Raw genomic sequence first — 25151 nt, 5'->3', positions numbered from 1 at the left:
CGTCGGGCCGCCTGGTCGCCGGCCCACCTTCCCGGCTGCGTGGGGTGTGACGGCCGGAGGCCGCCTCAGGGCTTGACCTCGCGCAGGCGTCCGGTCTCGACCTCGTAGACGAACCCCCGCACCGAGTCCTTGTGGGGAATGTACGCGTCGGCCGTGATCCTGTTGATCGACTGGATGACGTCCGCGTCGAGGTCGGAGAACGCCTCGGCGGCCCAGTCGGGCTTGATCCCGGTCTCGGCCTCGATGCCCCGGCGGAAGTCGTCGTCGGTGAAGGTCAGCATGCCGCAGTCCGTGTGGTGGATGAGGATGATCTCCCGCGTGCCGAGCAGGCGCTGGCTGATGGCGAGGCTGCGCCGCTCGTCCGCGGTCACCACGCCGCCGGCGTTGCGGATGACGTGGGCGTCGCCCTCGGTGAGCCCGAGCAGGCCGTACACGTTCAGCCGGGCGTCCATGCAGGCGAGGACGGCCACCCCGCGCGCCGGGGGCAGCGGCAGGTGTCCCTTGTCGAAGGCCGCGGCGTATCGCTCGGCGTTGGCGAGGAGCTCGTCGGTGACGCTCATGAGGTGTCCCTTCTGGTCGCGCGAGTCGCTGGCCCCACTGTTGCCGGTTATTCCTACCGAGTCAATAGGTTTTGTGACCGCACGTGACCTGATCATCTCCGACCGTCATCGGCGATCACGGGTCACGACCTGCGCGGCCTGGGCTTCTACCAGCGATACGGCGTCGACCTCGTCGCCGTGCACCGCGACGCCGTCGCACGCTCACATGAGCTCAAACCGTCGATCCCCGAGATCGGGCTCGACGGCATCCCGATTCCGTCACGAGCTCGAACTCGGACCGCCCCCGGATCTGCTCGGGCTCAGTTCGACTCGATCTCCAGGGTGCTGACCCGGTTGCGGGCCTCCAGCATGCCCTCACGGTAGCGCTCGTCCCAGGCGGGGTCGTCGTCGGGGATGGCCCTGACCGTCTGCCTGGTCAGCTCCACCGGCCCGTTGGGGCCGGGAGCGACCTTGCGCACGACGATCAGGGTCCATCCGTTCTCCATGACCGTATCGGTCTCCCAGCGGGCCGGCCCGGCCGCCTCGCGCCGCGGCGCCGGCTTCCCGCCGCGTGCGAGTATCACGAGCAGATATACGAGCACGGCGATGACGATGAGCGTCACCGGAAGGGCGAGCAGGCGCATCGGGGCTGCGGCTTCCTACTTGGTGGGCAGAGCGACGCCTCCAGTATTGCCCGGCGCGTACACGGTGATGCCCTGGGGCAGGGCCTTCAGCTTCTCGATCTCCGCACACGTGGGGCACCTGTTGTAGCCGTCCTGGCGGGCCTTGTTGGCCTCCGCCTCGGCGCGCGCCTGGGCGACCTTCGCCTGCGCCTCGGTGACCTTCGCGAACGCGGCCTGCGCCTGGTTGACCGCCTCCTGGACCTCGGTGGGCAGGGTCACCCGCGAGAGGTTGAAGTGGATGTTGGTCACGAAGTCGGCGCCGAGAGTGGCCTTGAGGTCTTCCGCCAGGCTCGTGTTCACCGCGTTCTGGATCTTGGCGATGTTCGCGTTGTTGCCCTGCTGCGGCAGGCCCGTCTGCTGGGCGCCGCTGTTGTTCTGCACGAGCGCGCAGGAGGAGACCAGCTCGGCGCACCGGAAGTTGTTGATCTGGGTGCGCAGGTCGTTGTCGATCACGGGACGGATGATCTGGTCGAGGAAGGCCGACCAGCCTTCGTCGCCGTCCCAGGGGTAGTAGGTCCCGCCGTTGGTGCTGCGGAACTTGCGCGTGCCGAACTTGTCGTCGAACGACTTCAGCGTCGCGTGGTCGAGGTTGAGCCCGAAGTAGAGCGTGCCCTCGATGCCCATGTTGACGCCGTCGCTGCTCGGCACGTTGACCACGTCGACGCCGGACTTCTCGCCTTCACCGGAGTTCGAGGTGATCGTGTAGAACCGTTGCTGGGCGGGGTAGCGGTGGATCTGGGACCACCAGCCGATCCAGGTCACGCCGGAGCCGGGGTCGATGACCTGGCGGACCTTGTTGTCGTCGAGCGGGCCGCCGTCGCGGACGACCGCCACCTCGCCGCCGCTGGTGCGCTCGAACCCGCCGAAGGCGCCGATCAGGGTCGGCGCTCCGACGACGATGAGCGCGAGGATCACCAGGATGGCGATGCGTCGGAAGGATCGGCCTGACGTTCCGCCGGAGGCGGAGGAATTGCGGCTGGGCATATGGGCTCCTAGGGGGCGCCTCGGGACCGGTTGCGGTGCCGGGGAAAAGCTCACGTGTCGTCGGCCAGGACAACGTAGCAGCGGGGCGCCCCGGTTCCGGCATGGCCGGAAGGAGCCGAGAAGGAGCCCGACCGGTCCCGTACGGCAGGCCGGGCGGCCGGCCGTACGGGGGGTCGCGCGAGGAGGGGGTGGGATCAGAACTCGACAGGCTGGAGCCGTCCGGTGTGCACGTCGTAGATCGCGCCGCCCACGACGAGGTCGTCGGGCAGGTAGGGGCTGGACGTGATGCGGGTGACGTCGTGCCGCAGCGCGGCCCGCTGGTCGGGGACGGTCTGGAAATCGAGGCTGCGGGTGTCGACGCCGTAATCGGCGGCGATGAGGTTGTGCACGTCCTCGTCGGTCGACTTGGACATCCGGCAGTCGGTGTGCGGCATCACCAGCACACGGTCGACGCCGAGCAGATAGACGGCGAGGACCAGGGTCCGCAGCACGTCGTCGGTCACCCGCGCGCCCGCGTTGCGCAGGATCTTGGCGTCGCCCGCGTTCAGGCCGAGCAGCCCGAGCGGGTCGATTCGGGAGTCCATGCACGTCACCACTGCCAGCCCACGCGCCGCGCGGCCGCTGAGCCCGGAGTGGGTGAACGTGCTCGCGTACTTCTCGTTGGCGTCCAGCAGATCGTCGAAAGCTCCGGTCATGTCACAGATGTTGCCCCATGCCCTCCGATCAACCGTGCGGGGGGCGGGCTTTGGGGCACTTCCAAACGGCTGGCCCTCGCCTGCGACACCGGTGTAAGGTTTTCACTGGTGTCATCCGTTGGAGGGAGAAGAGGTCACCATGAGCGGTGTCGCACGTGTGCACTCGGTCGTGCTCGACTGTCCGGAGCCGAAGGCGCTGGCCGGCTTCTACGCCGGGCTGCTCGGCTGGGAGATCGCCGACGAGGACGAGGACTGGATCACGCTCGCCGGCGACGACCAGACCCGGATCGCCTTCCAGCGGGTTCCCGAGTACGTGCCCCCGGCCTGGCCGTCCGCCGAGCACCCGCAGCAGTTCCACCTCGATCTGAGCGTGGACGACATCGGCGCGGCGGAGAAGCAGGTGCTCGCCCTGGGAGCCGTCAGGCACGAGCACCAGCCGGGCGAGGGCCACTGGACGGTCTTCCTCGACCCGGCCGGGCATCCGTTCTGCCTGGTCACCGGGTGAGCCGACGCTCAACCGACGGAGTCGGCGGCTTTGTCCCGGTGCGCGAGGCGCCGCAGGGCGAGAAGGCCGCCGATTCCCGGCAGCCAGGCCAGCACCTTGCCGGTCGGGTCGCACTCCGGGTCGCGGGCGGCGGCCACGACGACGACCAGGTAGGCGCAGCCGTGCAAGGGGCCGACGAGCGAGGAGACGGGCGGCAGGTGCACGGTGGCCAGATTGGCCAGGAGGACGGCCAGAGACCCCAGCTCCACGGCGGCGGCGGCGCGCAGCGCCGAATGAGGGCGTGACATGGTCAGACTCCCGTGGTCGAGCCGGGGCGAACGATCATCAGCACGGTGACGGCCGCCCACAGCAGGTTGAAGACGCCGGTCAGCATGGCGAGCCGTGCCACCCCGCCGCCGCCGTCGGCGGGCTTGGCCACGGGCGTGTCGGCGGGCGTGTCGGCGGGCGTGGAGTCCCGGGTGGTGAGCCGGGCCAGGACGGCCTCCTGACGCGGCAGGACCGCCAGGGCCAGGACCGCCGCCGCCGCGCCGGTGAGCAGGACGGACGCGATCACCCACGCGTCGCGCAGCACGCCGAGGCCGCTCGCCGTCGCGAACCCGAAGACCGGTACGGCCAGGCCCGCGACGGCGTAGACCCGGCAGATGCGGTGCAGGACGCGGAGCGTGGCCACGCCGCCGATACGGGTGCCCTGACCGGCCTCGCCCTGGTCGGAGAGGCCCCGATCCGACAGGGCACGCGCGGCGGCGGGAAACATGCTCGCCGCGACGGCGACCGGCCCGACCGCGAGGATCGCGGCGAGGACGTGAACGACCAGGAAGAACGCGGTCATCGTGCGCCGTCCCAGATCAGAGGGCGGCGCTCGCGCCCGGAGGCGCTGAGCGCGTCGAGACCCGGGTGGTGACCGGTCACGTGACGCACGAACTGGGCCGGCATCGGCATCTCCCCTTGTCGTCGGCGGGTGTCGCCGGCGGTGTCGTCGGCGGTGTCGTCGGCGGTGCGGTGACCAACCGTAGGAGTGCGGCCCGGGTCGATCCCAGAGGCGAGAACGACAAAAGCCAACGGATTCTCGCCAACAGTTCTCACCTGAGGTTCAGAGGATCCCGCCTGGATGTGGGGGTGGCGGGATCCGGTCTATCGTGGCGATCGTGCACACCGTGGCGATCCTGGCACTGGACCATGTCGTGCCCTTCGACCTGGCGACCCCCATCGAGGTGTTCGGGCGCACCCGCCTGCCGGACGGCCGGAGCCCCTACAGGGTGCGGGTGTGCGGGCCCGGCCCCGAAGTGGAGACCGACGCGTTCGCCCTGCGCGTGCCGTACGGCCTCGACGTGCTGGCCGAGGCCGACACGGTCGTCGTCCCCGGCCGTTCGGAGCGGGCCGGGCCGCCTCCGCCCGAGGCGCTTGAGGCGCTGCGCGACGCCGCCTCGCGGGGCACCCGCCTCGCGTCGATCTGCGTCGGCGCGTTCACGCTCGCGGCGGCAGGGCTGCTGGACGGCCTGAGGGCGACCACGCACTGGGCGGCGGCGCCCCTGCTGGCCCGGCGGTTCCCGCTCGTGGACGTGCGGCCGGACGTGCTCTACGTCGACAACGGGCAGGTGCTCACCTCCGCGGGCGCGGCCGCCGGGCTCGACCTGTGCCTGCACATGATCCGGCGCGATCACGGCTCCGCCGTCGCGGCCGACGCGGCCCGCCTGTCGGTGATGCCGCTGGAACGGGAGGGAGGTCAGGCCCAGTTCATCGTCCACGAGCACCCTCCGGTGCCCAGCGGTTCCGTGCTGGAGCCGGTGCTGGCGTGGATCGAGGACAACCTCGGCCACGACCTGACCCTGCGGGAGATGGCGGCCCGCGGCGGGATGAGCGAGCGGACGTTCAGCAGGCGCTTCCGCCAGCAGACCGGCACGACACCGCTGCAGTGGCTGCTGCGCGCCCGGGTCCGGCGGGCGCAGTATCTGCTGGAGAACACCGATCACGGCATCGAGCGCATCGCCACACAGGCCGGTTTCGGGTCGCCGACGGCGTTCAGGGAGCGGTTCAAGCGGGTCGTGGGGACCACGCCGCAGGCGTACCGCTCCTCGTTCCACTCCTCGCCCGGAGAGAGCCCCGCCGCCACCTGAGCACCACGAAAGGGCGCGCGGCGTGGCGCGGAGCCGGAAACCGGCTCCGCGCCGCCGTCACATAGGGGCCGCCGTCACATAGGGGCCGCCGTCACATAGGTGGCGAGGAGCCGCCTGCGCGTCATCGCGGCGGCTCTTCGCCTCCGGTGTCAGCGGGACGGTTTTTCGCCCCGCGTGTCATTGCGGCTCTTCGCCTCCGGTGTCGCCGGTCGTGGCCAGGCCGCCCTCCGTCACGGCGGCATCCTCGCCGCCGTCCGCGCCGAGCGCGCCGCCGATCGCCGCGATGGCGTGCACGAGGCGCACCCCCGAGCCGTCACGGCGGCCGAGCTCCTCGGGCAGCGGCACCGGCTTGCCGGTCGAGGAGACGGCCTTGACCGGCGCCGGGCCGGCGTACGCGAGCAGCAGGACGTCCTCGCCCTTGAGGAAGCGCTGGGCGCGCACGCCACCGGTCGCCCGCCCCTTGGGCGGGAAGTCGGCGTAGTCGGAGATCTTGCCCGCGCCCATTTGTGTGCCGGGCAGGGCGGTGGAGGATCCGGCGATCGTCACCACACGCGCCTCCAGCGTGGGATCGACCACGCCGAAGAAGACCACCTTCGCATCGCCGTCGAGGCGCACGCCCGCCATGCCGCCCGCGGGACGTCCCTGGGGCCGTACGACGGAGGCGGGGAAGCGCAGGAGCTGCGCGTCGCTGGTGATGAACACCAGGTCGTGGTCGGCGGAGGTCAGTTCGACGGCCCCGACCACCACGTCGCCGTCCCGCAGCCCGATCACCTCGAACTCGTCGCGGTTGACCGGATATTCGGGCACGACCCGCTTGACCACGCCCTGGCTGGTGCCGAGCGCGAGCCCCGGCCCGTCCGGGTCGAGCGAGCCCAGCCCGACGACCTTCTCGTCCGGTTCGAGGGCGACGTACTCCGCCACCGGATGCCCGCCGGCGAGCGAGGGCGGATTGGCCGAGGGCGGCAGCGCGGGCAGGTCGAGCACCGAGACCCGGATCATCCGGCCCTGGGAGGTCACCACGCCCACCTCGCCGCGCACGGTCGAGCGGACCACCGAGACCAGCACGTCGTGCGCCGTCCGGTCGCCCTCGCCGGAGACCGGCGAGGCGTCGGTCGTGCGGGCGAGCAGGCCGGTGGACGACAGCAGCACCAGGCAGGGATCGTCGGCCACCTCCAGCGGCACGACCGCGGCCCTGGCGGCCTCCGACGACTCCAGCAGGACCGTGCGGCGCGGCGTGCCGTACGTCTTGGCCACCTCGGCCAGCTCGGACGACACGACCTTGCGCAGCCGGTCTTCCGAGCCGAGGATCTCGTTCAGCTCGGCGATGTCGGCCTGGAGCTGCTCCTTCTCGCGGTCGAGCTCCAGCTTGTCGTAACGAGTGAGGCGGCGCAGCGGGGTGTCGAGGATGTAGTTGGCCTGGATCTCGCTCAGCTCGAAGGTCTCCATGAGCCGCGTGCGCGCCTGGGCCGTGTCGTCCGAGTCGCGGATCACCCGGATGACCTGGTCGATGTTGAGCAGCGCGATGATCAGGCCGTCGACGAGGTGGAGCCGTTCCTCGCGCTTGCGCAGCCGGTAAAGCGACCGCCTGCGCACGACGTCGAGCCGGTGGTCGACGTAGACCGACAGCAGCTCGCGCAGGCCGAGCGTGCGCGGCTGGCCGTCGACGAGGGCGACGTTGTTGATGCCGAAGGTCTCCTCCATCGGCGTCAGCCGATAGAGCTCCTCCAGCACGGCCTCCGGGTTGAAGCCGTTCTTGATCTCGATGACCAGGCGCAGGCCCTTGTGGCGGTCGGTCAGGTCCTTGAGGTCGGCGATGCCGGTGAGCTTCTTCGCGTTCACCAGCTCTTTGATCTTGGTGACCACCCGCTCGGGGCCCACGTTGAACGGCAGCTCAGTGACGACGATGCCCTTGCGGCGCGGCGTGACCTGCTCGATCGTCGCCTTGGCCCGCATCTTGAAGGTGCCGCGGCCGGTCTCGTAGGCGTCCCTGACGCCGTTGAGGCCGATGATCGTGCCGCCGGTCGGCAGGTCGGGGCCGGGGACGAAGCGCATGAGCTCGTCGAGCGTCGCGTCCGGCTTCCTGATCAGGTAGCGCGCCGCCGCGATGACCTCGCCGAGGTTGTGCGGCGCCATGTTGGTGGCCATGCCGACCGCGATGCCGGAGGCGCCGTTGACCAGCAGGTTGGGGAACGCCGACGGCATGACCGACGGCTCGGTCTCCTGGCCGTCGTAGTTGGGCTTGAAGTCGACCGTCTCCTCGTCGATCGACTGCACCATGAGCATCGCGGCCGGGCCCAGGCGGGCCTCGGTGTACCGCATGGCCGCGGGGGAGTCGTCCGGGGAGCCGAAGTTGCCGTGCCCGTCGACCAGCGGCAGCCGCATGGAGAACGGCTGGGCCAGCCGCACGAGCGCGTCGTAGATTGCGGTGTCGCCGTGCGGGTGCAGCTTGCCCATGACGTCGCCGACGACGCGGGAGGACTTGACGTGCCCCCGGTCGGGACGCAGGCCCATCTCGCTCATCGAGTAGAGGATGCGGCGCTGGACGGGCTTGAGCCCGTCGCGGGCGTCGGGCAGCGCCCGCTGGTAGATCACCGAGTAGGCGTACTCGAGGTAGCTGGCGCGCATCTCCGCGGAGACGTCGATGTCGACGATCCGCTCCTCGAAGTCCTCGTCCGGCGGGGGTGTCGTCGTGCGTCGGGCCATGTCGTGGTTTCCTGCGTGTCGAGGAGCCGGGCCCCGGCCCGTCGGAGCCGGGGAAGGTCAACGTCGGTGGTGTGTCTCGAACATTCTGCCGAGAGTTCACCCTGTTCGCGACTCACCACCATACTGCCGGGCTCGTGCCCGCCGTCCGGCTTCCCCGACGGGGCAGCCCTTCCCGGCCCCGGACGGTCAGTCGCGGGGGCCGGCGCCGGGCCAGGGACCGGGCGTCTCGCCCTCGTCCTCGTCGCCCGGCGCGTTCAGCTTCTCGTCGTAGATCCGGAAGCCCCGGGCCTTGTAGTTCGCCAGCGCCGCCGGCCCGTCGAGGGAGCAGGTGTGCACCCACACCCGCCGCGTGGCCTCCCGCCCCGGCCAGCGCCCGGCGAGGTCCCACGCGCGGGCCGTGGCCTCGCCCAGCAGCCATCCGCCGAGGCCCTGCCCGATCGCGTACGGCAGCAGCCCGAAGTTGGTGATCTCGACCGTGCCGGCGTCCTGGGCCACCAGCTCGGCGTACCCGGCGGGGGTGCCGCGCACCCAGGCCACCCAGGTCTCGACGCCCGGCCGGTCGAGCCAGTCCCTCCACTGCTTCCAGGTCCACGGCAGCCTGTTGGTCCACTGCCAGTCGCCGCCCACGGCCGTGTAGAGGAAGCGGCTGAACTCGGGGCCGGGGACCTCGGCGCGCACGACCTGCGCGGGGATCGCGGGGGTCCGTCCCGGCCGCAGGTCGGCGGGGCTGGTCTGTTCGAGATACCAGGTGGTCACGTCCATAGCGGGATTCATCCAACCACGACGCCCGTCCGGGGCCGGATGCGGCCGCCGGCGCCTCACGTGCGCGCTTTCCGCCTCGCCTCCCGCGGTCGCGGCGGAAACGGTCGGCGAGACCTGGTACCAATGGGCGGGTGAGCGAAGAAGAGGTGACGCTGCGGGAAGAGGCCGAGGCCCGGCTGCGGGCGCTCGCCGGCGATCAGGCGCGGCTGCGCGACGACCAGTGGGCCGCCATCAAGGCCCTGGTCATGGACCGCAGGCGGGCGCTGGTCGTGCAGCGCACCGGCTGGGGAAAGTCGGCCGTCTACTTCATCGCGACCGCGCTGCTGCGCGAGCTCGGCGAGGGACCCACGGTCATCGTCTCCCCGCTCCTGGCGCTGATGCGCAACCAGATCGCCGCGGCCGAGCGGGCCGGCATCCAGGCCCAGACGATCAACTCGGCCAACCCCGAGGAGTGGGAGAAGGTCTACGGCCAGGTCGCCGAGGGCGCGGTCGACGTGCTGCTGGTCAGCCCCGAGCGGCTGAACAACCCCGACTTCCGCGACAACGTGCTGCCCGAGCTGGCCGGCAGCGCGGGTCTCCTGGTGATCGACGAGGCCCACTGCATTTCCGACTGGGGCCACGACTTCCGGCCCGACTATCGCAGGCTCCGCACGCTGCTGGCCGAGCTGCCGACGGGCATCCCCGTGCTGGCCACGACCGCCACGGCGAACGCCCGGGTCACCCGCGACGTCGCCGAGCAGCTCGCCGTCACCCAGGAGTGGCACGAGCTGCCCGGCGGCGAGGTGTTCGTCCTGCGCGGCCCCCTGGAGCGCGAGAGCCTCCATCTCGGCGTCGTACGGCTCGCCGGAGCGGACCAGCGGCTCGCCTGGCTGGCCAGGACGCTGCACGAGCTGCCGGGCTCCGGCATCGTCTACACGCTGACCGTCGCCGCGGCCCAGGAGATCGCCGCATACCTGCGCGAGCAGGGCCACACCGTCGCCGCGTACACCGGGCAGACCGAGCCGGCCGACCGGCTGGCGGCCGAGGAGGACCTGCTCGGCAACCGGGTCAAGGCGCTGGTGGCCACCTCTGCGCTGGGGATGGGCTTCGACAAGCCCGACCTCGGCTTCGTCATCCATGTGGGCGCGCCCGCCTCGCCCGTGGCCTACTACCAGCAGGTGGGCCGGGCCGGGCGCGGCGTGGAGCGGGCCGAGGTCATCCTGCTGCCCGGCCCCGAGGACCGGGAGATCTGGGCCTACTTCGCCTCGCTCGCCTTCCCGCCGGAGGGCGTGGTCAGGGCGACGCTCGACGCGCTGTCCGAGGGGGGAGTGCTGTCGACCGCCGCGCTGGAGACGCGGGTCGACCTCAGCCGGAGCCGCCTCGAGATGATGCTCAAGGTGCTCGACGTGGACGGCGCCGTACGCCGGGTCAAGGGCGGCTGGGAGGCCACCGGCGAGCCGTGGAGCTACGACGCCGAGCGCTACGCCCGGGTCGCGGCGGAGCGCCGCGCGGAGCAGGAGGCCATGCTCGGCTACATCACGACCACCGAGTGCCGGGAGCAATTCCTGCGCCGCCACCTCGACGACGAGTCGGCCACGCCGTGCGGCAGGTGTGACAACTGCACCGGCGCCCACAGGTCCGCCGAGGTGCCGGACGAGGCCGTCCGGGCCGCCCAGCAGCGGCTCGCGCGTCCCGGCGTCGAGATCGAGCCGCGCCGCCAGTGGCCCACCGGCCTGCCGGACCTGAAGGGGCGGATCAAGCCCGAGCTGTGCGCCGAGCCCGGCCGTGCGCTCGGCCGCCTGACCGACATCGGCTGGGGCACCCGCCTGCGCGACCTGTTCGCGGCGGGCGACGGGCCGATCCCCGACGACGTGTTCGCGGCCGTGATCGAGGTGCTGAAGTCGTGGGGGTGGGAACGGCGTCCGGTCGCGGTGGTCGCGATGCCGTCGGGCGCGCGGCCGGAGCTGGTCGGGTCGCTCGCCGAGCGGCTCGCCCAGGTCGGCCGGCTGGAGTATCTCGGGACCCTCGGTTATCGCGACGGGTCGCCCGCCGCCCGTCACAACAGCGCCCAGCGGGTGACGGCCATCCGGGGGACGCTCGCCATGCCGCGTGACGTGGCCGCGCGGATCGCGGCGGCGGGCGGGCCTGTGCTGCTGGTGGACGACCGCGTGGACAGCGGATGGACGATGGCCATGGCCGCCGCCCAGGTCAGGCACGCCGGGGCGCCCGCCGTGCTGCCGCTGGCCCTGGCCGTCACCAACTGAGCCTGTGGAGGCCGCAGGGGCTGAGGGCGTCGAGACAGTCAGGAGGCGCCCATGGATCGGCGGCAGATCGAGTACTTTCTCGCGGTTGTCGCACATGGCAGCTTCACGAGTGCGGCACACGCGCTGAACGTCACGCAGCCGTCGCTGTCGCACGCGGTCGGCGCCCTGGAGCGCGAGCTGGGGGTGGAGCTGTTCACCAGGCTCGGGCGGGGCGTCCGCCTCACCTCGGCGGGTGAGGCGCTGCTGGAGCCGGCCCAGCAGATAGTGCGCGATTTCAGCCGGGCCCGTGCGTCGGTCCAGCGGGTGCGCGGCCTGCAGAGCGGCAGGCTGTACATAGTCGCGCTGACCACGCTTGCGGTCGATCCGCTGGCCCGTATGGTCGGGGCTTTCCGCAATCGCCATCCCGGAATCGATATTCGAATCACCGACCCCGAGCAGGCGGTGGCGGTCGCCGAAATGGTGCGCTCAGGGAAATGCGAACTCGGGCTCGCCGATTTCTCCGTCCCGGCCACCGGATTGCGCACCCTCGAACTTCCGGAGCAGGAAATGCTCGCGGTGCTCCCGCCGGGCTCGCCATACGCGGAGCGGCTGACGATCAGCGAGGTGGCCGAGCTCGACCTCGTGACGACCCCGCAGGGGACGACGACGAGGACCGTCGTCGAGCAGGCACTCGCCGGCGCCAGCGTCCCGCTCCGCATCGCCGTCGAGACGACCCACCGCGCCGCCATCGTGCCGCTCGTCCTCGCGGGTGCGGGAGCCGCGCTGCTCCCGCGCCCGATGGCAGAGGAGGCCGCACGTCAGGGTACGCGGATCGCGCGGATCGACCCTCCGGTGACGCGCCGCGTCCGTCTGCTGTGGCGGTCCGAGTCGCTCTCTCCGGCGGCGGAGGCCTTCGTGCGGCTGGCGGAGTCCTTCGCCGGTCGGCCCGCGCACGATCGACGATAGCGATCCATAGAAAGCTTCTATAGCAATCAAAGGACTCGGGTCTAGGTTTGCGGCGAAGGTCGCATTGACACCCCTGCCTCCGACACGGCAGCGTCTTGGGCACCAGAAAATTCGCGGCGGATTCAGCGGAGAGGCTCGGCCGTCCCGATTTGCGGACGGCACCACCATGCTGAATATTCGCGTGTCCTTTCAGTCCCCTGTTTTGTGCTGCCGAAGGGATTTACCGTGGGCCGGTGCTGCGGAGTCGACCACCACAGCGGAGAGTACACCGAGGCGCAGCGCGCCGATCTTGATCGTGTCCTCGGCTTCAACCGTAGGATGGCCGCCGCCATCGAGGTCTGCCGTGACGTCTCGCCGGTTGAGGCGCTGCTCGACCCCGACCCGCTGCGATACATGTGGGTGGACGAGGGCGGCGGCCGGGTCTCGGAGTTCATCGCACGGGCCGAGGAGGCGCTGGCGGGCGCCACCCGCCTTGACGGCCATCGGCGGCTGGAGGGCCGGGCCGTCAGGGTATCGGGGTCGGCGGCGCGGCCGTCGGTCGCCACGGCGGCCGACGGCCGCGTTCTGTATGCATGGACCGAATGGGAGCACGGCGCGGGTGACCGGGTGCTGGCGACGCTGCTCGACGGCCCGAGGGCCGAGGGCGAGCCGGTCGTCCTGTCGAACGATCCGGCCGACTGCTTCCGCCCCACCGCGCTCTTCGACGCCGAAGGACGGGCCTGGGTCTGCTATGCGCGGTCCGACGGCGGTGAGGTGACGATCTGGTGCCGCCGCCACGAAGCGGGCCGCTGGACGGACGAGGATCGGGTGAGCAGCACCTCACACCCCTCGTTCAACCAGGAACTCACGGCGCATCCGGACGGCAGCGTCGAGGTGTGCTGGCAGGGACGGCTCGACAACCGCTTCGGCATCTTCGCCCGCCGTTGGAAGGACGGCGCGTGGAGCGACACCAGGCTGGTGAGCGAGGGCGTCGAGGCCAACGTGTGGGATCCGGCGATCGCTTCCGCGCCCGGCGGCCGCACGGTGTACGCCTGGACGGAGTACACGGGCGGCGCCTACCGCGTCGTGCTGCGCACGGCGGAGCCGTCCGGCCAACTCTCCCCGGTCCGGGCCATCACCGGCGGCAGCGACTACGCCCTGCACCCGAGTCTGGCGGTGACCAGCGACGGCGCGGTGTGGTGCGCCTTCGACGTGATCACGGTCCACGGGCACGGTGGTTCCGGTCCCACGCGCCTGCGGCCGACGGAGCGCCTGCCCGAGTCGCCGCGGATCGAGGGCATGCGCGAGAGCGGCGAGTTCGTCCCGCCGGAGCTGCTGCCCGAGGTGGCCGCCTCGATCCGGGTCGTGCGGGTGGACGACGACGGCGTGCGGGAGGCCGACGGGGTCCTCGCGCAGGGCCTCGACGTGGTCCCCGGAGGGCTGCCGCGGCTCGCCGCCGACCCAGGCGGCGGCCTCACTGTCGCCTACCGGATCCACCGCCGGCTGCCGCTCATGACCTACTACTGGGAGGTCGCGGCGCAGAGCCTGGGGCCCGACGGCTGGTCCGCGCCCACGACCTTCTCGGCGAGCGACGGCACCCTTGAGGAGCCCGCGATCGCGCCGTTGCCGAGCGGCGCGCTCGTGGTGTGGCAGACCGACGGCCGTCTTGAGCGCGGCCTCACGTGGACCGAGGGCTTCGGCGGCCGGGAGTGCCCCTTCCTCCTGGAGCACCACGGTGAGGTGATCTGGCACGGCATGCACGGCACGGGGTCGCTGCGATCGGCGACCGTGACGTCGTCCGGCCCGGCACGGGCCGAGCGCCGGATCGAGATCGTGCACAGCGCGGAGCGCCGGGAGGCCCGGTCCTGGGTGGGGGCAGGCCGCGAGCGGTACTCGACCCGGGTCGACGGCACCGACTACAGCCTGTTCTGGGGTGACCTGCACCGGCATTCGCTCATCAGCCGGTGCACCTCCGGCGACGAGCCCTCACTGGAGGATTTCTACCGCTACTCCTGGGATGTCTGCGAGTACGACTTCTGGGCCGTCACCGACCATTCGGAGAACAGCACGGACTACCAGTGGTGGTCGATCCAGAAGGTCGCCGACCTCTTCCGCGTCGACGGCCGGTTTGTGCCGCTCTACGGCTTCGAATGGACCGGCATGACCGGGCACCAGAACGTCATCTACGGCGACGTCAGGCGCGGCGCGCCCATCTTCTCCTCGTACGCGGAGGGCTCGGACACGCCGGCCGACCTGTGGCGGCAGATGCGCGAGTACCCCGACTTCCCGGCGATCACCATTCCGCACCACCCGGGATCGGCGATGGTGCCCTTCGACTGGAGCTACTACGACGCCGACTACCTGCGGCTGGTCGAGGTATTCCAGGCCTGCCGGGGCAACTACGAGGACGACGGCTGCTTCCGGCAGTACTCGGACGCCACCCTGCCCGGCACCTTCGTCCTGGACGGCCTGCGCCGTGGTCACCGTTTCGGGCTCATCGCCTCCTCCGACCACGGGCACGGCGCGAGCTACATCGGGGCGTACGCGGAGTCGCTGGACCGGGCGTCGATCTTCGATGCGCTCCACGCCCGCCGGGTGTTCGCCGCGACCACCCGTGACCTGCTCGTGGACGTCCGCATCGGTGAGACGTTCATGGGCGGCGAGACCACGGCGGGCGGCCCGGTCGAACTGTCGGCCTACGTACGGGGTTACGGCGACCTGGCCCGCATCGAGATCGTTCGCGGAGGAGAGGTCGTGCACAGTGTGTGCCCGGAGCTGGGCCTGCCGGAGGGCTGGGCGGCGGTGCCGGTGCGCGTCGAATGGGGGATGAGCTCCACGACCACCGACTGGAGCGGCGTCCTCGTGATCGACGGCGGCGAGGTGCTGCAGACGCCGTACTGGAGTCCGGAGATCGTCGAGGTCGACCGGCGGCGGATCGGCTGGCAGGCGAGCACCAAGAGCTTCGGCGAGCCGTACGGCTCGCAGCGTGGCGGCGTGGAGGTCACCCTGATCGGCCCCGACGAGGCGACCGTCACCGTCACCACCACCCAGGGCGCGCACAGCACGACGCTGGGGGAGCTGAGGACGGCGGTTGTCGAGATCCCCGTGAAGAACGACGGGCGTCTGCGCCTGCAGCCTGGCATCGGCGGCCTCACCTCGCTCGGCGGTCCCGAGCACCGCTTCAGTTGGCGGGACGAAAGCCCCGAGTCGGGCTGGTACTACGTCCGCGCTTACCAGACCGATGGCGAAATGGCATGGTCCTCGCCCATCTGGGTGGAGCAGAACTGATCCGCCGACGACGGTCTCCAACAACCCCTGACGATTGGAAACGCCGATGACATCTGTACTCAGGAGACTGCGGAATGTGACTGTCGTCCTGGTCGCGGCGACGGCGCTGGCCGCGTGCAGCGGCACGACTACCGACGGCTTCGCCACGACGAGCGGCGGCAGCGGCGCGCGTGTCGCCAGGTTCGTCCAGCAGCCGTGGAGCGATCTGGTGGTGGAGACGCAGATCGCGATCGACATCCTCGGCAAGCTTGGTTACCAGGCGAGCACCCAGGAGGTGTCCGTACCGCTGGCCGGCCAGGCGCTGGCGACCGGCAAGGCGGACGCCTATCTCGGGAACTGGTGGCCCAGCCAGCAACAGGTCTTCCAAAAGCCCATCGACGAGGGAAAGGTCAAGGTCGTGGGCACCCTCCTGAGCGGCACACAGTACGCCCCGGCCGTCCCCGGGTGGGTGGCGGACAAGTACGGGGTGCACTCCCTCGCGGATCTGGACAAGAACGGGGACCTGTTCGGGCGCAAGATCTACGGGATCGAGCCGGGCGCCCCGGCCAACCAGATCATCCAGGAGGCCATCGACAAGGACGCGTACGGGCTGGGCGACTGGCAGCTCGTGCAGAGCAGCACCGAGGCGATGCTGGCGGAGGTGACCCGGCGCACGGCCAAGCACCAGCCGATCGTCTTCCTCGGCTGGAGCCCGCACTGGATGACGATCGATTTCAAGCTCGTCTTTATGGACGACCCGCAGAAGGTGTGGCCGGGCGCCGGGGAGATCCGCGTGCTCGAGCGCATGGGCCTCGACAAGCAGGACCCGAATCTCCACCGTTTTCTGTCGCAGATGAAAGTGGACGCCGACAGTGCCTCGGCGTGGATCCGCGCCCTCGACAAGGAGAAGAAGACGGCGAAGGCCGCGGCCGAGAAATGGATGAAAACCCATCCCGACATGGTCGCGGGCTGGTTGAACGGGGTCACCGACATCAACGGCAAGCCGGCCTCCGATGTCGTCCTGCCGAGCCTGAAGGGCTGACGCATGACCGGTGAGAGCCCGCGGGAGGGCACCATGATCGAAGCCAGAGGTCTCACCAAGGTCTACGGAATGCCGCGGGACGGGGCGGTGTCCGCGCTGCGGGGGGCCGGTGAACGGCGCCGGAACGCGGTACGCGAGGCGGGCGGCTTCCTTGCGGTCGACGACGTAGGGTTCTCCGTGTCCGCCGGGGAGATCTTCGTGATCATGGGTCTGTCCGGATCGGGCAAGTCGACCGTGCTGCGCATGCTCAACCGTCTTGTGGAACCCACCATGGGGTCCCTGCTGGTCGATGGCGCCGACCTGGCCGCCCTGCCGCAGGACGAGCTGCGGCAGCTCAGGAACAGGAAGATCAACATGGTCTTCCAGCACTTCGCGCTGCTGCCGCACCGCAGGGTGCGGGAGAACGCCGCCTACGGGCTCAAGGTCCGGCAGGCGCCGGCGAAGCAGCGTATGGAGCGGGCGGATTGGGCGCTGCGGCGCGTTGGGCTGGAGCAGTGGGCCGACTCCTACCCGCACGAGCTGTCCGGCGGGATGAAGCAACGGGTGGGACTTGCCCGCGCACTGGCCACGGACGCCGAGATCCTGCTCATGGACGAGCCGTTCAGCGCCCTCGATCCGCTGATCCGCCGCGACATGCAGGAACTGCTCCTGCAACTCCAGTCAGAGGACCGGCGGACCATCGTCTTCGTCACGCACGATCTCAACGAGGCGATGCGGATCGGCGAGCGCATCATGGTCATGCGGGACGGCCGGGTGGCCCAGTGCGCCACCGCCAACGAGATCATCTCGGCGCCGGCCGACGACTACGTGACCGAGTTCGTCGCCGACGTGGACCGCTCTCGCGTTCTCACCGCGGGGAACGTCTTGCGTCCGCCGCTCGTGACCGCGCGGTGCGGCGAGAGCCCGGTAGAGGTGCTCAAGCGGCTCGAGAACGTGGAGATGAACGGGATCTTCGTCCTTGACGAGACCGGGCGCGTCGTCGGAGTGGCGACCGACAAGGCACTCGCGGGAGCGCTGCGGGACGGCGGGACGACCGTCGAGTCCTGTCTCGGCGGCGACTACCACGCCGTGCCCGCGGACGCGCCGATCGTGGAGTTCTGCGATCTGGCCGGACGTCACACGGTGCCCATCGCCGTTGTGGACGCCGACAGACGTCTGCTCGGTGTCGCTCCCAGGGCGGCGATCCTCGCCGCCCTGGCGGTTCCGAAAAAGGTGAGGCATGCCTGAGCTCCCCATCGGCGACGCCGTCGAGAAATTCACCCAGTTCCTGCAAGACCATCTCGGCGAGGCGTTCGATGTCTTCGCCAACGTGCTGATGCAGCTCGTCGACGTGGTTTACACCGTTCTCGTCGCCCCGCACCCGCTCTTGCTGATCGCCGTTCTCGCTGTTCTCGCCTGGCTGGCGGGCCGGCGTGTGACGCTCGTCGTGTTCACGGTGCTCGCCTTCCTGCTCGTGGCGTCGATGCAGCTGTGGGTGCAGACCATGCAGACGCTCGCGGTGGTGCTCGTCGCCGCGGTCATCGCCGTCGCCGTCGGCGTGCCTCTCGGTGTCTGGGCGGCCCGGAGCAGCCGGGTGAGCATGGTGATCCGGCCGGTGCTCGACTTCATGCAGACCCTGCCGGTTTTCGTGTACCTCATTCCCGCCGTGTTCCTCTTCGGTATCGGGGTGGTGCCCGGCGTGGTGGCCACCACCGCGTTCGCCGTCCCGCCCGCGGTCAGGCTCACCCAGCTGGGCATCCGTCAGGTCGACGCGGAGGTGGTGGAGGCGGCGGTCGCCTTCGGCTCCCGCCCCTGGCAGGTGCTGCGCGAGGTGCAGCTCCCTCTCGCGCTGCCGTCGATTATGGCGGGAATCAACCAAGTGATCATGATGGCCCTGTCGATGGTGGTCATCGCGGGCATGGTTGGCGCCCAGGGCCTCGGCTCGGTCGTGGTCCAGAGTGTCACCCAGCTCGACATCGGCAAGGGGTTCGAGGGCGGGCTCGCCGTGGTGATCCTGGCGATCTACCTCGACCGGCTCACATCGGCGGCGGGGTCGCGGGACCTTACCCGCAGGCGCGCCAGGCGCAGGGCCGCCGAGCCGGACGCGCCCGCCCAGCGGGACCGGATGCACGAGGAAGTGACGGTTCCCCTCGCCTGACTCGCGGAGTGCCCACCTGCTCGCCCGACGCGATGACGCCCGCGATCCCCCTGGGAATCGCGGGCGTTCTGTCTTCGGGCCGGAAGACCGGTGCGGAGCCGTACCCCCGGCCCGTGGGCGCTGGGGTCAGAGGCGGGGGCGGGCACCGAGGTTGGAGATGCACTTGGCGGCGAGGGCGTTGCCCGCCGCCAGCGCCTCGGCGGCCGGCTTGCCGTCCAGCCAGACCGGCAGGAAACCGGCGGTGAAGGCGTCGCCGGCGCCCGTGCCGTCCACGATCCGGTCGACGACCTCGGCGGGCGCCCTGACCGGCTCGGGACGGTTGTTGGAGAACCAGAGCGAGCCCTCGGCGTTGAGCTTGATCACGACCTGGGGGAACCAGGCGGTCAGCACCTTGGCCGCCGCGGCGGGGTCGTCCCTGCCGGTGAGCACCTTGGCCTGGTCGGCGTTCGCGAACAGCAGCTTCGCGCCGTCGGTCCACTCGAGGAAGGGCTCGGCGCCGGTCCGCTCCAGAGGAGCGGTGGAGGCGCAGTCCACCGAGATCGACATGCCGGACCGCCGGGCCATGTCGAGCGCGGCGAGGCCGGCGTCGCGCGATCCCTCGTTGATCAGTGTGTAACCGGACATGTGCAGGTGGCCGCCGCCGAACAGGTCGCGCGGCAGGTCCTCGGGGGACAGCGCGGCGTTGGCGCCGGGGTCGGACAGCATGGTCCGCTCGCCCTTGTGGGTGACGAGCACGACACAGGTGCCGGTCGGCCGCTCGGGATCCATGACGAGCCGGGCGTCCACGCCGTAGCCCATGAGCTCCATGTCGCGGTTGCGGCCCGTGATGTCGGCGCCGCGGCGGCCGATGAAGGCGACCTCGGAGCCCTCCACGGCGAGCCAGGAGGCGATGTTGGCGCCGGAGCCGCCACCGTGCATGGTCACGACGGCCGGGGTGTCGCTCGCCCTGGCAAGAGGGAATTTCGCGCGGGCGACCGCGTCCGTCATGAGATCGCCCACCACGACGACCCGCGTCATGATGTCACCACCTTGCCAACTGCTTGTGGAGGTGAGCCATGCCCAAGGAGGGGCGGCGTCCTCTCCGTGCTGTGAGGCTGACGTCCAGAAACCTAACAGCTTCCAGGGGCGTCGTGGGGTGGAGAGCGGACAGACGGGCACAGTCGATGCACAAGCGTTGCCCAACTTGCCACGTCAGGGCTGGTAGATCCCTTATAGGCGGATCCGGAAAGCGGACGGGCCAGTCGTAAGGAATGTCTCAATCCAGGCGAAGCCGGACGCGGCTAGCCTCGATTGCGTGCACCCTCAGTACCCCGCCCACTGGGAGGCGGACGTCGTGCTGTCCGACGGCGGCACCGCCCATGTCCGCCCGATCAGGCCGGACGACGCCGGCATGCTGCGCTCGTTCTACTCGCGCCTGTCCGCGGAGTCCATCTACTTCCGGTACTTCGGGCCGCGGCCCCGCCTGACCGACAAGGACGTGGTCTGGTTCACCAACGTCGACTACGACAACCGGGTCGCCCTCATTGCCACGATCGGCACCGAGATGGTCGCGGTCGTACGGTATGACCGGGTGCAGCCGCGCGACCACGCCGAGGTGGCCTTCCTGGTCGAGGACGCCCACCAGGGCAGGGGCGTGGCCGCGGTGCTGATGGAGCACCTGCGGGCCGCCGCGCGCGAGCGCGGGATCAAGACCTTCATCGCCGACGTGCTGCCGGGCAACCACCGGATGATGGGCCTGTTCCGCCAGGCCGGATACACGGCGCAGAGCCAGTTCGAGGACGGCGTCGTGCGCATGACGCTCGACCTGTCCAGCACCGAGACCGCGCTGGAGGTCCGGCTCGCCCGCGAGCACCGCGCCGAGGCGCGCTCGATCGCCCGCCTGCTGACGCCCGAGTCGGTCGCGGTCATCGGCGCGAGCCGCGAGCCGGGGGGAATCGGCCAGACGGTCCTGCGCAACCTGCTCGCCGCCGACTTCACCGGCCCCGTCTATCCCGTCCACCGGCACGTACGGGCCGTGGCCGGCGTGCGGGCCTACCGCAGCGTGTCGGCCATCGACGGCGAGGTGGACCTCGCGGTGCTGGCGGTCCCCGCCGAGGGCGTGCTCGAACTCGTCGGGGAGTGCGCGGAGAAGGGCGTGAAGGGCCTGGTCGTGGTCTCCTCCGGATTCGGCGAGACCGGGCCAGAGGGCCGGGCCCGCCAGGAGGAGCTGGTCCGCATCGCCCGGGCGTACGGCATCCGTGTGGTGGGGCCCAACTGCCTGGGCATCGCCAACACCGACCCCGCCGTACGGCTCAACGCGACGCTCGCGGCGACCCTGCCGGGGCGGGGGAGGGTCGGGTTCTTCAGCCAGTCGGGTGCGCTCGGCACCGCCCTGCTGCAGCGGGTGGCGCAGCGCGGCATGGGCATCTCGACGTTCGTCTCCGCGGGCAACCGGGCCGACGTGTCCGGCAACGACCTCCTCCAATACTGGGAGGAGGACCCGGCGACCGATGTGATCCTGCTCTACCTGGAGTCCATCGGGAACCCGCGCAAGTTCACCCGGCTGGCCCGGCGGATCTCCCGGTCCAAGCCGATCGTGGTGGTCAAGTCGCGCGGCGTACCCGGCGGGCACCGCGCGCCCGTGCTCGCGCTGCCCGACACCGCGCTGAGCTCGCTGTTCGCGCAGGCCGGGGTCATCCGGGTGGACGACCTGGTCCAGCTCTTCGACGTCGGCCAGCTCCTGGCGCACCAGCCGCTGCCTGCCGGGCCGAGGGTGGGCGTGGTCGGCAACTCCGACGCGCTCACGCTGCTCGCGGAGGAGGCGTGCGCGGGCGCGGGCCTCCAGCCGGGCGTGCCGGTGAACCTCGGCGCCCGCGCCGGCGCCGCCGAGTTCGCCGCGGCCCTGCGGAGCGTGCTGCCCGAGGTGGACGCCGCCGTCGCGATCTACATGCCCCCGATCCCCGGAGACTGCCGCGAGGTGGCCGAGGCGCTCCTGGAGGTCGCGCGGGAGTCGGGGAAGCCGGTGCTGGCGACCTTCCAGGGCGCGCTGGGCATGCCGGTCGAGCTGCGGGTGACGGACGGCCCCGGCGACGACTCCCCCCAACGCGGGTCCATCCCGTCGTACCCGGCCCCCGAGGAGGCGGTCCGCGCGCTGGCCCACGTCGTGCGGTACGCCCAGTGGCGCAGGCAGCCGCCCGGCACGGTCCCGTCCGTCGAGGGGATCGACACCGCCGCGGCGCGGGGGATCGTCGCCGCGGCCCTGGCCGGCAAGGGCGCGGCCGGCGAGGGTGCCGACGGCGAAGGCACGCTCGGCGAGGAGCGGGAGATCGACGCCACCATGCTGCTGGCCTGCTACGGCATCGAGGTCTGGCCGGCGTACGTCGCGGCCGACGCCGAGGAGGCCGTCGCCGCCGCCGAGCGGATCGGCTGGCCCGTGGTGGTCAAGTCGGCCGACCCGGAGGACGCCCGCCGTGCCGGCACCGTCCGCATCGGCCTCACCGAGCCCGCCGGGGTCCGGCAGGCGTACGCCGACCTCGCCGCGCTCCTCGGGCCCGGCACGCCGCTCGCGGTGCAGCGCATGGCGCCGCAGCCCTCGGTGCCCACCGTCGTCGGCGTGACCCAGGACCGCTATTTCGGCGGGGTCGTCACGTTCGGCCTTGGCGAGGTCACCGCCCGGCTGCTCGGCGACCAGGCCTACCGCCTCGCGCCGCTCACCGCCGAGGACGCGGCGGGGCTGGTGCGGTCGGTCCGCGCCGCGCCGTTGCTGTTCGGCGAGTACGGCTACCAGGCGGTGGCCGTGGAGGCGCTGGAGGACCTGCTGGTGCGGGTGGGGCTGCTCGCCGACGCCCTGCCCGAGGTCGCCAGGATGGACCTCGACCAGGTCCTCGTCGGCGCGTCCGGAGTGGCCGTGCTGGGGGCGCGGGCCGTCCTGCGGCCCGTCACCGCGCTGCGCCCCGACGTCGGTCCCCGCCGCCTGAGCTGACCGGCGCGATGATCGACGCCTGAGCCGATCGGGCCGGCGTCACGCCGTGGGCGGAAAACCCGTCCCGTCGGGGTGTGAAACAGGTGTCCCTTACAGGGCAGGATGGACCCATGAGGGAAACCCGAGTCTCCGCCGCGGGCTTGCGCGAGGCCATAGATCGCAGCGGCTACTACCCGGATCTGGTGGCCGACGCCGTCGACTCCGCGCTCGGCAACGAGCCGGTCACGGCGTACGTCGTGCATCACGAGGCCACGTTCGACCCGGCGATGGAGGTGCGCAGGCACGTCACGGTCCTGGTCCTTTCGCCCACCCGGCTGCTGGTGTGCCACACCGACGAGCACCCGCCCGCCGAGGGCATGCCCGCCTCGCACGCCTCCACCACCACCGAGGCGGTGAGGCTCAGCCGCATCCAGTCGGTCGCCGTGACCAGAGTCGTGCCCGACCCCGCCGCGTACGCACCGGGCGTTCCCCCTACGGAGGTCACGCTGACGATCGGGTGGGGCGCGATCTCCCACGTCGATCTCGAACCGGCGACCTGCGGCGACGAGAACTGCGAGGCCGACCACGGCTACACCGGCGCGATCACGGCCGACGACCTGTCCCTGCGGGTCAGCGAGGCGGCCGACGGTCCCGAGGCCGTCACCCACGTGCTGACGTTCGCGAAGGCGCTGTCGGAGGCCACCGCCAAGGCGGCGGCCACCTGACCGTCCCCCCTTGAGCCGACAGGAGGTGACGTGACCGATCCCCAACCCTCGGGGGCTCCGCCCGAGGAGCCGTCCGTGGAGCCGCCGGTCGCGCCCGTGCCGTACGTGCCCGCGTACGGCACGGCCTCCCTGGCCGATCTGCCGGGCTCGCTGCTCGCCTCCCTCGGGCTGCCGACCGGCAACACACTGGCCCTTGAGCCGGCTCCACGAGTGTGCCTGTTCCTCGTGGACGGCCTCGGGGCCGAGCTCCTGGCCGCACACCCCGGCGCCGCGCCGTTCCTTTCGGCCCATCTGCGCCGGACGCTCACGGCCGGCTTCCCCTCCTCGACCACGACCAGCCTGGCCACCCTCGGCACCGGCGCCCCTCCCGGGGAGCACGGCATGGTCGGCGTCCAGATGGCCGTCCCGGGGGAGGGGCGACTGTTCAACTGCCTGCGCTGGACGGCTCCCGGCCTGCCGATCGACCCGGACGTCTGGCAGCCCGCGCCGACCGTCTACCAACGCATGGCGGAGGCGGGGATCGAGCCCGCCTACGTGGCGCCCGCGTGGTTCGACGGCACGGGACTGACCCGCGCCGTCTACCGGGGCATGCGCCACCGGGCGGCCGAGAGCCCCGGCGAGCGCGTCGAGGCCGTGCGGCAGGCGCTGCGCGAGACCGCCTTCGTCACCGTCTACTACGGCGAGGTCGACCGTGTGGGGCACGTCAGCGGGTGGGGCGGCGGCGAGTGGCTCGAACAGCTCGCCGTCGTCGACCGCATGGCCGAGCGCATCGCCGAGGCACTGCCGCCGGGGGCGGTGCTGTACGTCACGGCCGACCACGGCATGGTCAACGCCACCGACAAGGTGGACGTGGACCGCCGCCCGGATCTGCTGGAGGGCGTGCGCATGCTGGGTGGCGAGGCCCGCGCTCGCCACGTCTACACCGCCCCCGGCGCGGCCTCCACCGTGCTGGAGGCATGGCGGGAGGCCCTGCGCGGGCGGGCCTGGGTGGTCACCCGCGAGGAGGCCGTCTCGGCGGGCTGGTTCGGCCGCCGCGTCCGGCGTGAGTGGCTCGGCCGCATCGGCGACGTCGTGGCCGTGCCGTACGGCGAGTGCGTGATCGTGTCCTCGGCCGCGGAGCCGGTGGAGGCTTCCCTGATCGGCTACCACGGCTCGCTGACCCCCGCCGAGCAGAATGTCCCGCTTGTAGAGATCCGCCGCTGACACCTGTGTTTGGTCGCCGCCGCGCTGTGGGTTCCGCGTCGGCGCTCGTGTCAGTTCGTCCGCTGACGCTCGCGTGAATGTGGGGTCGGCGCCCCTGTGAGAGCCGCCGCCGATCCGCGCGCCTTTGACCATCAGTCTGGACTGACCAGTTTTGGGTGTACAGTCTGGACTGTCTTTTTTGGGGGTGTGCCATGAGCGATGCCGTCTCTGAGGCGGCGGCGCAGGCGGCCGGCGATGTCTGGGTTGCGGTCGGCCGGCTCGTCCGCAGGCTGAGAGAGCTCGACACAGCGGGAGACCTCAGCTCCGGCCAGGTCTCGGTGCTGGTGCGGCTGGCCAAGCACGGGCCGGCGTCGGCCAGTGAGCTGGCCGCGGCCGAGCGGGTCAGGCCCCAGTCGATGGCGGCGATCGTCCAGGCACTGGAACGGGCCGGGCTGGTCGAGCGCCACCGCGATCCGGAGGACGGCCGGCGTCAGCTCGTCACGCTGACCGAATCGGGGCGCGAGCGCCGCCTGGACGACCGGAGGGCACGTGAGGCGTGGCTGGCACGGGCGCTGCAGGAACACTGCACCGAGGCGGAGCTGCGCACGATCATCGAGGCGATGGCGCTGCTGGACGCCGTGGCTCAATCGTGATCAGCCCAGTAGCGGCCGGGTCAGCGGTGTCCGAGCCTGAGGCGTCCGGGCCG

At 71.4% G+C, this 25151-nt stretch carries 22 protein-coding genes; 12 read left to right on the top strand and 10 right to left on the bottom strand.

The genetic code is table 11. From position 1 onward, the window contains the following. Positions 1 to 65: 65 nt before the first annotated feature. From FLX08_RS09985 to FLX08_RS09970, 4 genes are all read right to left on the bottom strand, one after another. The gene (locus FLX08_RS09985) at positions 66 to 560 is read right to left on the bottom strand and encodes a beta-class carbonic anhydrase (RefSeq protein WP_142618115.1); all 495 of its coding nucleotides are present in this window, start codon (positions 558 to 560) and stop codon (positions 66 to 68) included. Between the two features lie 299 nt (positions 561 to 859). Continuing rightward, positions 860 to 1183 carry a hypothetical protein gene (locus tag FLX08_RS09980; RefSeq protein WP_142618114.1) on the bottom strand — a complete coding sequence of 108 codons (324 nt, stop codon included), beginning with the start codon at positions 1181 to 1183 and terminating at the stop codon, positions 860 to 862. 15 nt (positions 1184 to 1198) lie between these two features. Then, on the bottom strand, positions 1199 to 2206 hold the full coding sequence (locus FLX08_RS09975; RefSeq protein ID WP_142618112.1) for an SPFH domain-containing protein: 1008 nt from the start codon (positions 2204 to 2206) through the stop codon (positions 1199 to 1201). A 194-nt stretch (positions 2207 to 2400) separates the two neighbouring features. Then, the gene (locus FLX08_RS09970) at positions 2401 to 2901 is read right to left on the bottom strand and encodes a beta-class carbonic anhydrase (RefSeq protein ID WP_142618110.1); all 501 of its coding nucleotides are present in this window, start codon (positions 2899 to 2901) and stop codon (positions 2401 to 2403) included. A 139-nt stretch (positions 2902 to 3040) separates the two neighbouring features. On the opposite strand from FLX08_RS09970, the gene FLX08_RS09965 reads away from it, so the two are divergent. Beyond that, positions 3041 to 3406, top strand: a complete 366-nt coding sequence (locus FLX08_RS09965; RefSeq protein ID WP_142618108.1) for a VOC family protein — start codon at positions 3041 to 3043, stop codon at positions 3404 to 3406. Positions 3407 to 3414: 8 nt separating this feature from the next. Here FLX08_RS09965 and FLX08_RS09960 read toward each other — a convergent pair whose 3' ends face one another. From FLX08_RS09960 to FLX08_RS09950, 3 genes are read right to left on the bottom strand one after another with little or no spacing between them, the layout of a single operon-like run. After that, positions 3415 to 3693 carry a DUF3817 domain-containing protein gene (locus tag FLX08_RS09960; RefSeq protein WP_142618106.1) on the bottom strand — a complete coding sequence of 93 codons (279 nt, stop codon included), beginning with the start codon at positions 3691 to 3693 and terminating at the stop codon, positions 3415 to 3417. A gap of 2 nt (positions 3694 to 3695) precedes the next feature. After that, on the bottom strand, positions 3696 to 4235 hold the full coding sequence (locus FLX08_RS09955; RefSeq protein WP_142618104.1) for a hypothetical protein: 540 nt from the start codon (positions 4233 to 4235) through the stop codon (positions 3696 to 3698). Beyond that, the gene (locus tag FLX08_RS09950; RefSeq protein WP_142618102.1) at positions 4232 to 4465 is read right to left on the bottom strand and encodes a hypothetical protein; all 234 of its coding nucleotides are present in this window, start codon (positions 4463 to 4465) and stop codon (positions 4232 to 4234) included. Before FLX08_RS09950 ends, FLX08_RS09955 begins: the two co-directional genes overlap by 4 nt. Before the next feature lie 86 nt (positions 4466 to 4551). Here FLX08_RS09950 and FLX08_RS09945 point away from each other — a divergent pair, with 86 nt between their 5' ends. Then, a complete protein-coding gene (locus FLX08_RS09945; RefSeq protein WP_142618100.1) occupies positions 4552 to 5520 on the top strand; it encodes a GlxA family transcriptional regulator in 969 nt (322 codons plus the stop codon). A 177-nt stretch (positions 5521 to 5697) separates the two neighbouring features. Here FLX08_RS09945 and FLX08_RS09940 read toward each other — a convergent pair whose 3' ends face one another. Further along, positions 5698 to 8223 (bottom strand): DNA gyrase/topoisomerase IV subunit A, encoded by a 2526-nt coding sequence (locus tag FLX08_RS09940; RefSeq protein ID WP_142618098.1) that lies wholly within the window; start codon positions 8221 to 8223, stop codon positions 5698 to 5700. A gap of 186 nt (positions 8224 to 8409) precedes the next feature. Beyond that, on the bottom strand, positions 8410 to 8985 hold the full coding sequence (locus FLX08_RS09935; protein ID WP_142618096.1) for a GNAT family N-acetyltransferase: 576 nt from the start codon (positions 8983 to 8985) through the stop codon (positions 8410 to 8412). Positions 8986 to 9116: 131 nt separating this feature from the next. Between FLX08_RS09935 and FLX08_RS09930 the strand changes: the two genes are divergently transcribed. The 6 genes from FLX08_RS09930 to FLX08_RS09905 all read left to right on the top strand — a co-directional run bounded on the left by FLX08_RS09930 (position 9117) and on the right by FLX08_RS09905 (position 18598). Continuing rightward, positions 9117 to 11228, top strand: coding sequence for a RecQ family ATP-dependent DNA helicase (locus tag FLX08_RS09930; protein ID WP_208761366.1), 2112 nt, complete (start codon positions 9117 to 9119; stop codon positions 11226 to 11228). 51 nt (positions 11229 to 11279) lie between these two features. Beyond that, on the top strand, positions 11280 to 12173 hold the full coding sequence (locus FLX08_RS09925) for a LysR family transcriptional regulator (RefSeq protein ID WP_142618094.1): 894 nt from the start codon (positions 11280 to 11282) through the stop codon (positions 12171 to 12173). A 225-nt stretch (positions 12174 to 12398) separates the two neighbouring features. Then, positions 12399 to 15440: a DUF3604 domain-containing protein gene (locus FLX08_RS09920; protein WP_142618092.1), complete on the top strand. Its 3042-nt coding sequence runs from the start codon at positions 12399 to 12401 to the stop codon at positions 15438 to 15440. A gap of 76 nt (positions 15441 to 15516) precedes the next feature. After that, positions 15517 to 16461: a glycine betaine ABC transporter substrate-binding protein gene (locus FLX08_RS09915; RefSeq protein WP_167530344.1), complete on the top strand. Its 945-nt coding sequence runs from the start codon at positions 15517 to 15519 to the stop codon at positions 16459 to 16461. A gap of 33 nt (positions 16462 to 16494) precedes the next feature. Continuing rightward, entirely contained in the window at positions 16495 to 17688 is a 1194-nt protein-coding gene (locus tag FLX08_RS09910; protein ID WP_142618089.1) for a quaternary amine ABC transporter ATP-binding protein, read from the top strand. Then, positions 17681 to 18598 (top strand): ABC transporter permease, encoded by a 918-nt coding sequence (locus tag FLX08_RS09905; protein ID WP_142618087.1) that lies wholly within the window; start codon positions 17681 to 17683, stop codon positions 18596 to 18598. Before FLX08_RS09910 ends, FLX08_RS09905 begins: the two co-directional genes overlap by 8 nt. A 126-nt stretch (positions 18599 to 18724) precedes the next feature. Here the strand turns inward: FLX08_RS09905 and FLX08_RS09900 are convergent, their stop codons facing one another. Then, on the bottom strand, positions 18725 to 19615 hold the full coding sequence (locus FLX08_RS09900; protein WP_142618085.1) for a carbohydrate kinase family protein: 891 nt from the start codon (positions 19613 to 19615) through the stop codon (positions 18725 to 18727). Between the two features lie 277 nt (positions 19616 to 19892). Here FLX08_RS09900 and FLX08_RS09895 point away from each other — a divergent pair, with 277 nt between their 5' ends. The 4 genes from FLX08_RS09895 (at position 19893) to FLX08_RS09880 (ending at position 25098) form a co-directional block, all read left to right on the top strand. Continuing rightward, positions 19893 to 22559 carry a bifunctional acetate--CoA ligase family protein/GNAT family N-acetyltransferase gene (locus tag FLX08_RS09895; protein WP_142618083.1) on the top strand — a complete coding sequence of 889 codons (2667 nt, stop codon included), beginning with the start codon at positions 19893 to 19895 and terminating at the stop codon, positions 22557 to 22559. Between the two features lie 110 nt (positions 22560 to 22669). Continuing rightward, positions 22670 to 23263 carry a DUF5998 family protein gene (locus FLX08_RS09890; RefSeq protein ID WP_142618082.1) on the top strand — a complete coding sequence of 198 codons (594 nt, stop codon included), beginning with the start codon at positions 22670 to 22672 and terminating at the stop codon, positions 23261 to 23263. Positions 23264 to 23293: 30 nt separating this feature from the next. After that, the gene (locus tag FLX08_RS09885) at positions 23294 to 24466 is read left to right on the top strand and encodes an alkaline phosphatase family protein (RefSeq protein ID WP_425280620.1); all 1173 of its coding nucleotides are present in this window, start codon (positions 23294 to 23296) and stop codon (positions 24464 to 24466) included. Positions 24467 to 24657: 191 nt separating this feature from the next. Next, the gene (locus FLX08_RS09880) at positions 24658 to 25098 is read left to right on the top strand and encodes a MarR family winged helix-turn-helix transcriptional regulator (RefSeq protein ID WP_142618080.1); all 441 of its coding nucleotides are present in this window, start codon (positions 24658 to 24660) and stop codon (positions 25096 to 25098) included. Positions 25099 to 25151 lie beyond the last annotated feature (53 nt).

Source organism: Microbispora hainanensis, from assembly GCF_006874475.1.
Lineage (GTDB): Bacteria > Actinomycetota > Actinomycetes > Streptosporangiales > Streptosporangiaceae > Microbispora > Microbispora hainanensis.
This window is presented reverse-complemented; position numbering and strand designations above follow the sequence as displayed.

Excerpts from the sequence above, each read along its gene's own strand:
- FLX08_RS09985 (WP_142618115.1), bottom strand. The coding sequence starts at position 560 with ATGAGCGTCACCGACGAGCTCCTCGCCAACGCCGAGCGATACGCCGCG.
- FLX08_RS09980 (WP_142618114.1), bottom strand. The coding sequence starts at position 1,183 with ATGCGCCTGCTCGCCCTTCCGGTGACGCTCATCGTCATCGCCGTGCTC.
- FLX08_RS09975 (WP_142618112.1), bottom strand. The coding sequence starts at position 2,206 with ATGCCCAGCCGCAATTCCTCCGCCTCCGGCGGAACGTCAGGCCGATCC.
- FLX08_RS09970 (WP_142618110.1), bottom strand. The coding sequence starts at position 2,901 with ATGACCGGAGCTTTCGACGATCTGCTGGACGCCAACGAGAAGTACGCG.
- FLX08_RS09965 (WP_142618108.1), top strand. The coding sequence starts at position 3,041 with ATGAGCGGTGTCGCACGTGTGCACTCGGTCGTGCTCGACTGTCCGGAG.
- FLX08_RS09960 (WP_142618106.1), bottom strand. The coding sequence starts at position 3,693 with ATGTCACGCCCTCATTCGGCGCTGCGCGCCGCCGCCGCCGTGGAGCTG.
- FLX08_RS09955 (WP_142618104.1), bottom strand. The coding sequence starts at position 4,235 with ATGACCGCGTTCTTCCTGGTCGTTCACGTCCTCGCCGCGATCCTCGCG.
- FLX08_RS09940 (WP_142618098.1), bottom strand. The coding sequence starts at position 8,223 with ATGGCCCGACGCACGACGACACCCCCGCCGGACGAGGACTTCGAGGAG.
- FLX08_RS09935 (WP_142618096.1), bottom strand. The coding sequence starts at position 8,985 with ATGGACGTGACCACCTGGTATCTCGAACAGACCAGCCCCGCCGACCTG.
- FLX08_RS09925 (WP_142618094.1), top strand. The coding sequence starts at position 11,280 with ATGGATCGGCGGCAGATCGAGTACTTTCTCGCGGTTGTCGCACATGGC.
- FLX08_RS09910 (WP_142618089.1), top strand. The coding sequence starts at position 16,495 with ATGATCGAAGCCAGAGGTCTCACCAAGGTCTACGGAATGCCGCGGGAC.
- FLX08_RS09905 (WP_142618087.1), top strand. The coding sequence starts at position 17,681 with ATGCCTGAGCTCCCCATCGGCGACGCCGTCGAGAAATTCACCCAGTTC.
- FLX08_RS09900 (WP_142618085.1), bottom strand. The coding sequence starts at position 19,615 with ATGACGCGGGTCGTCGTGGTGGGCGATCTCATGACGGACGCGGTCGCC.
- FLX08_RS09890 (WP_142618082.1), top strand. The coding sequence starts at position 22,670 with ATGAGGGAAACCCGAGTCTCCGCCGCGGGCTTGCGCGAGGCCATAGAT.
- FLX08_RS09880 (WP_142618080.1), top strand. The coding sequence starts at position 24,658 with ATGAGCGATGCCGTCTCTGAGGCGGCGGCGCAGGCGGCCGGCGATGTC.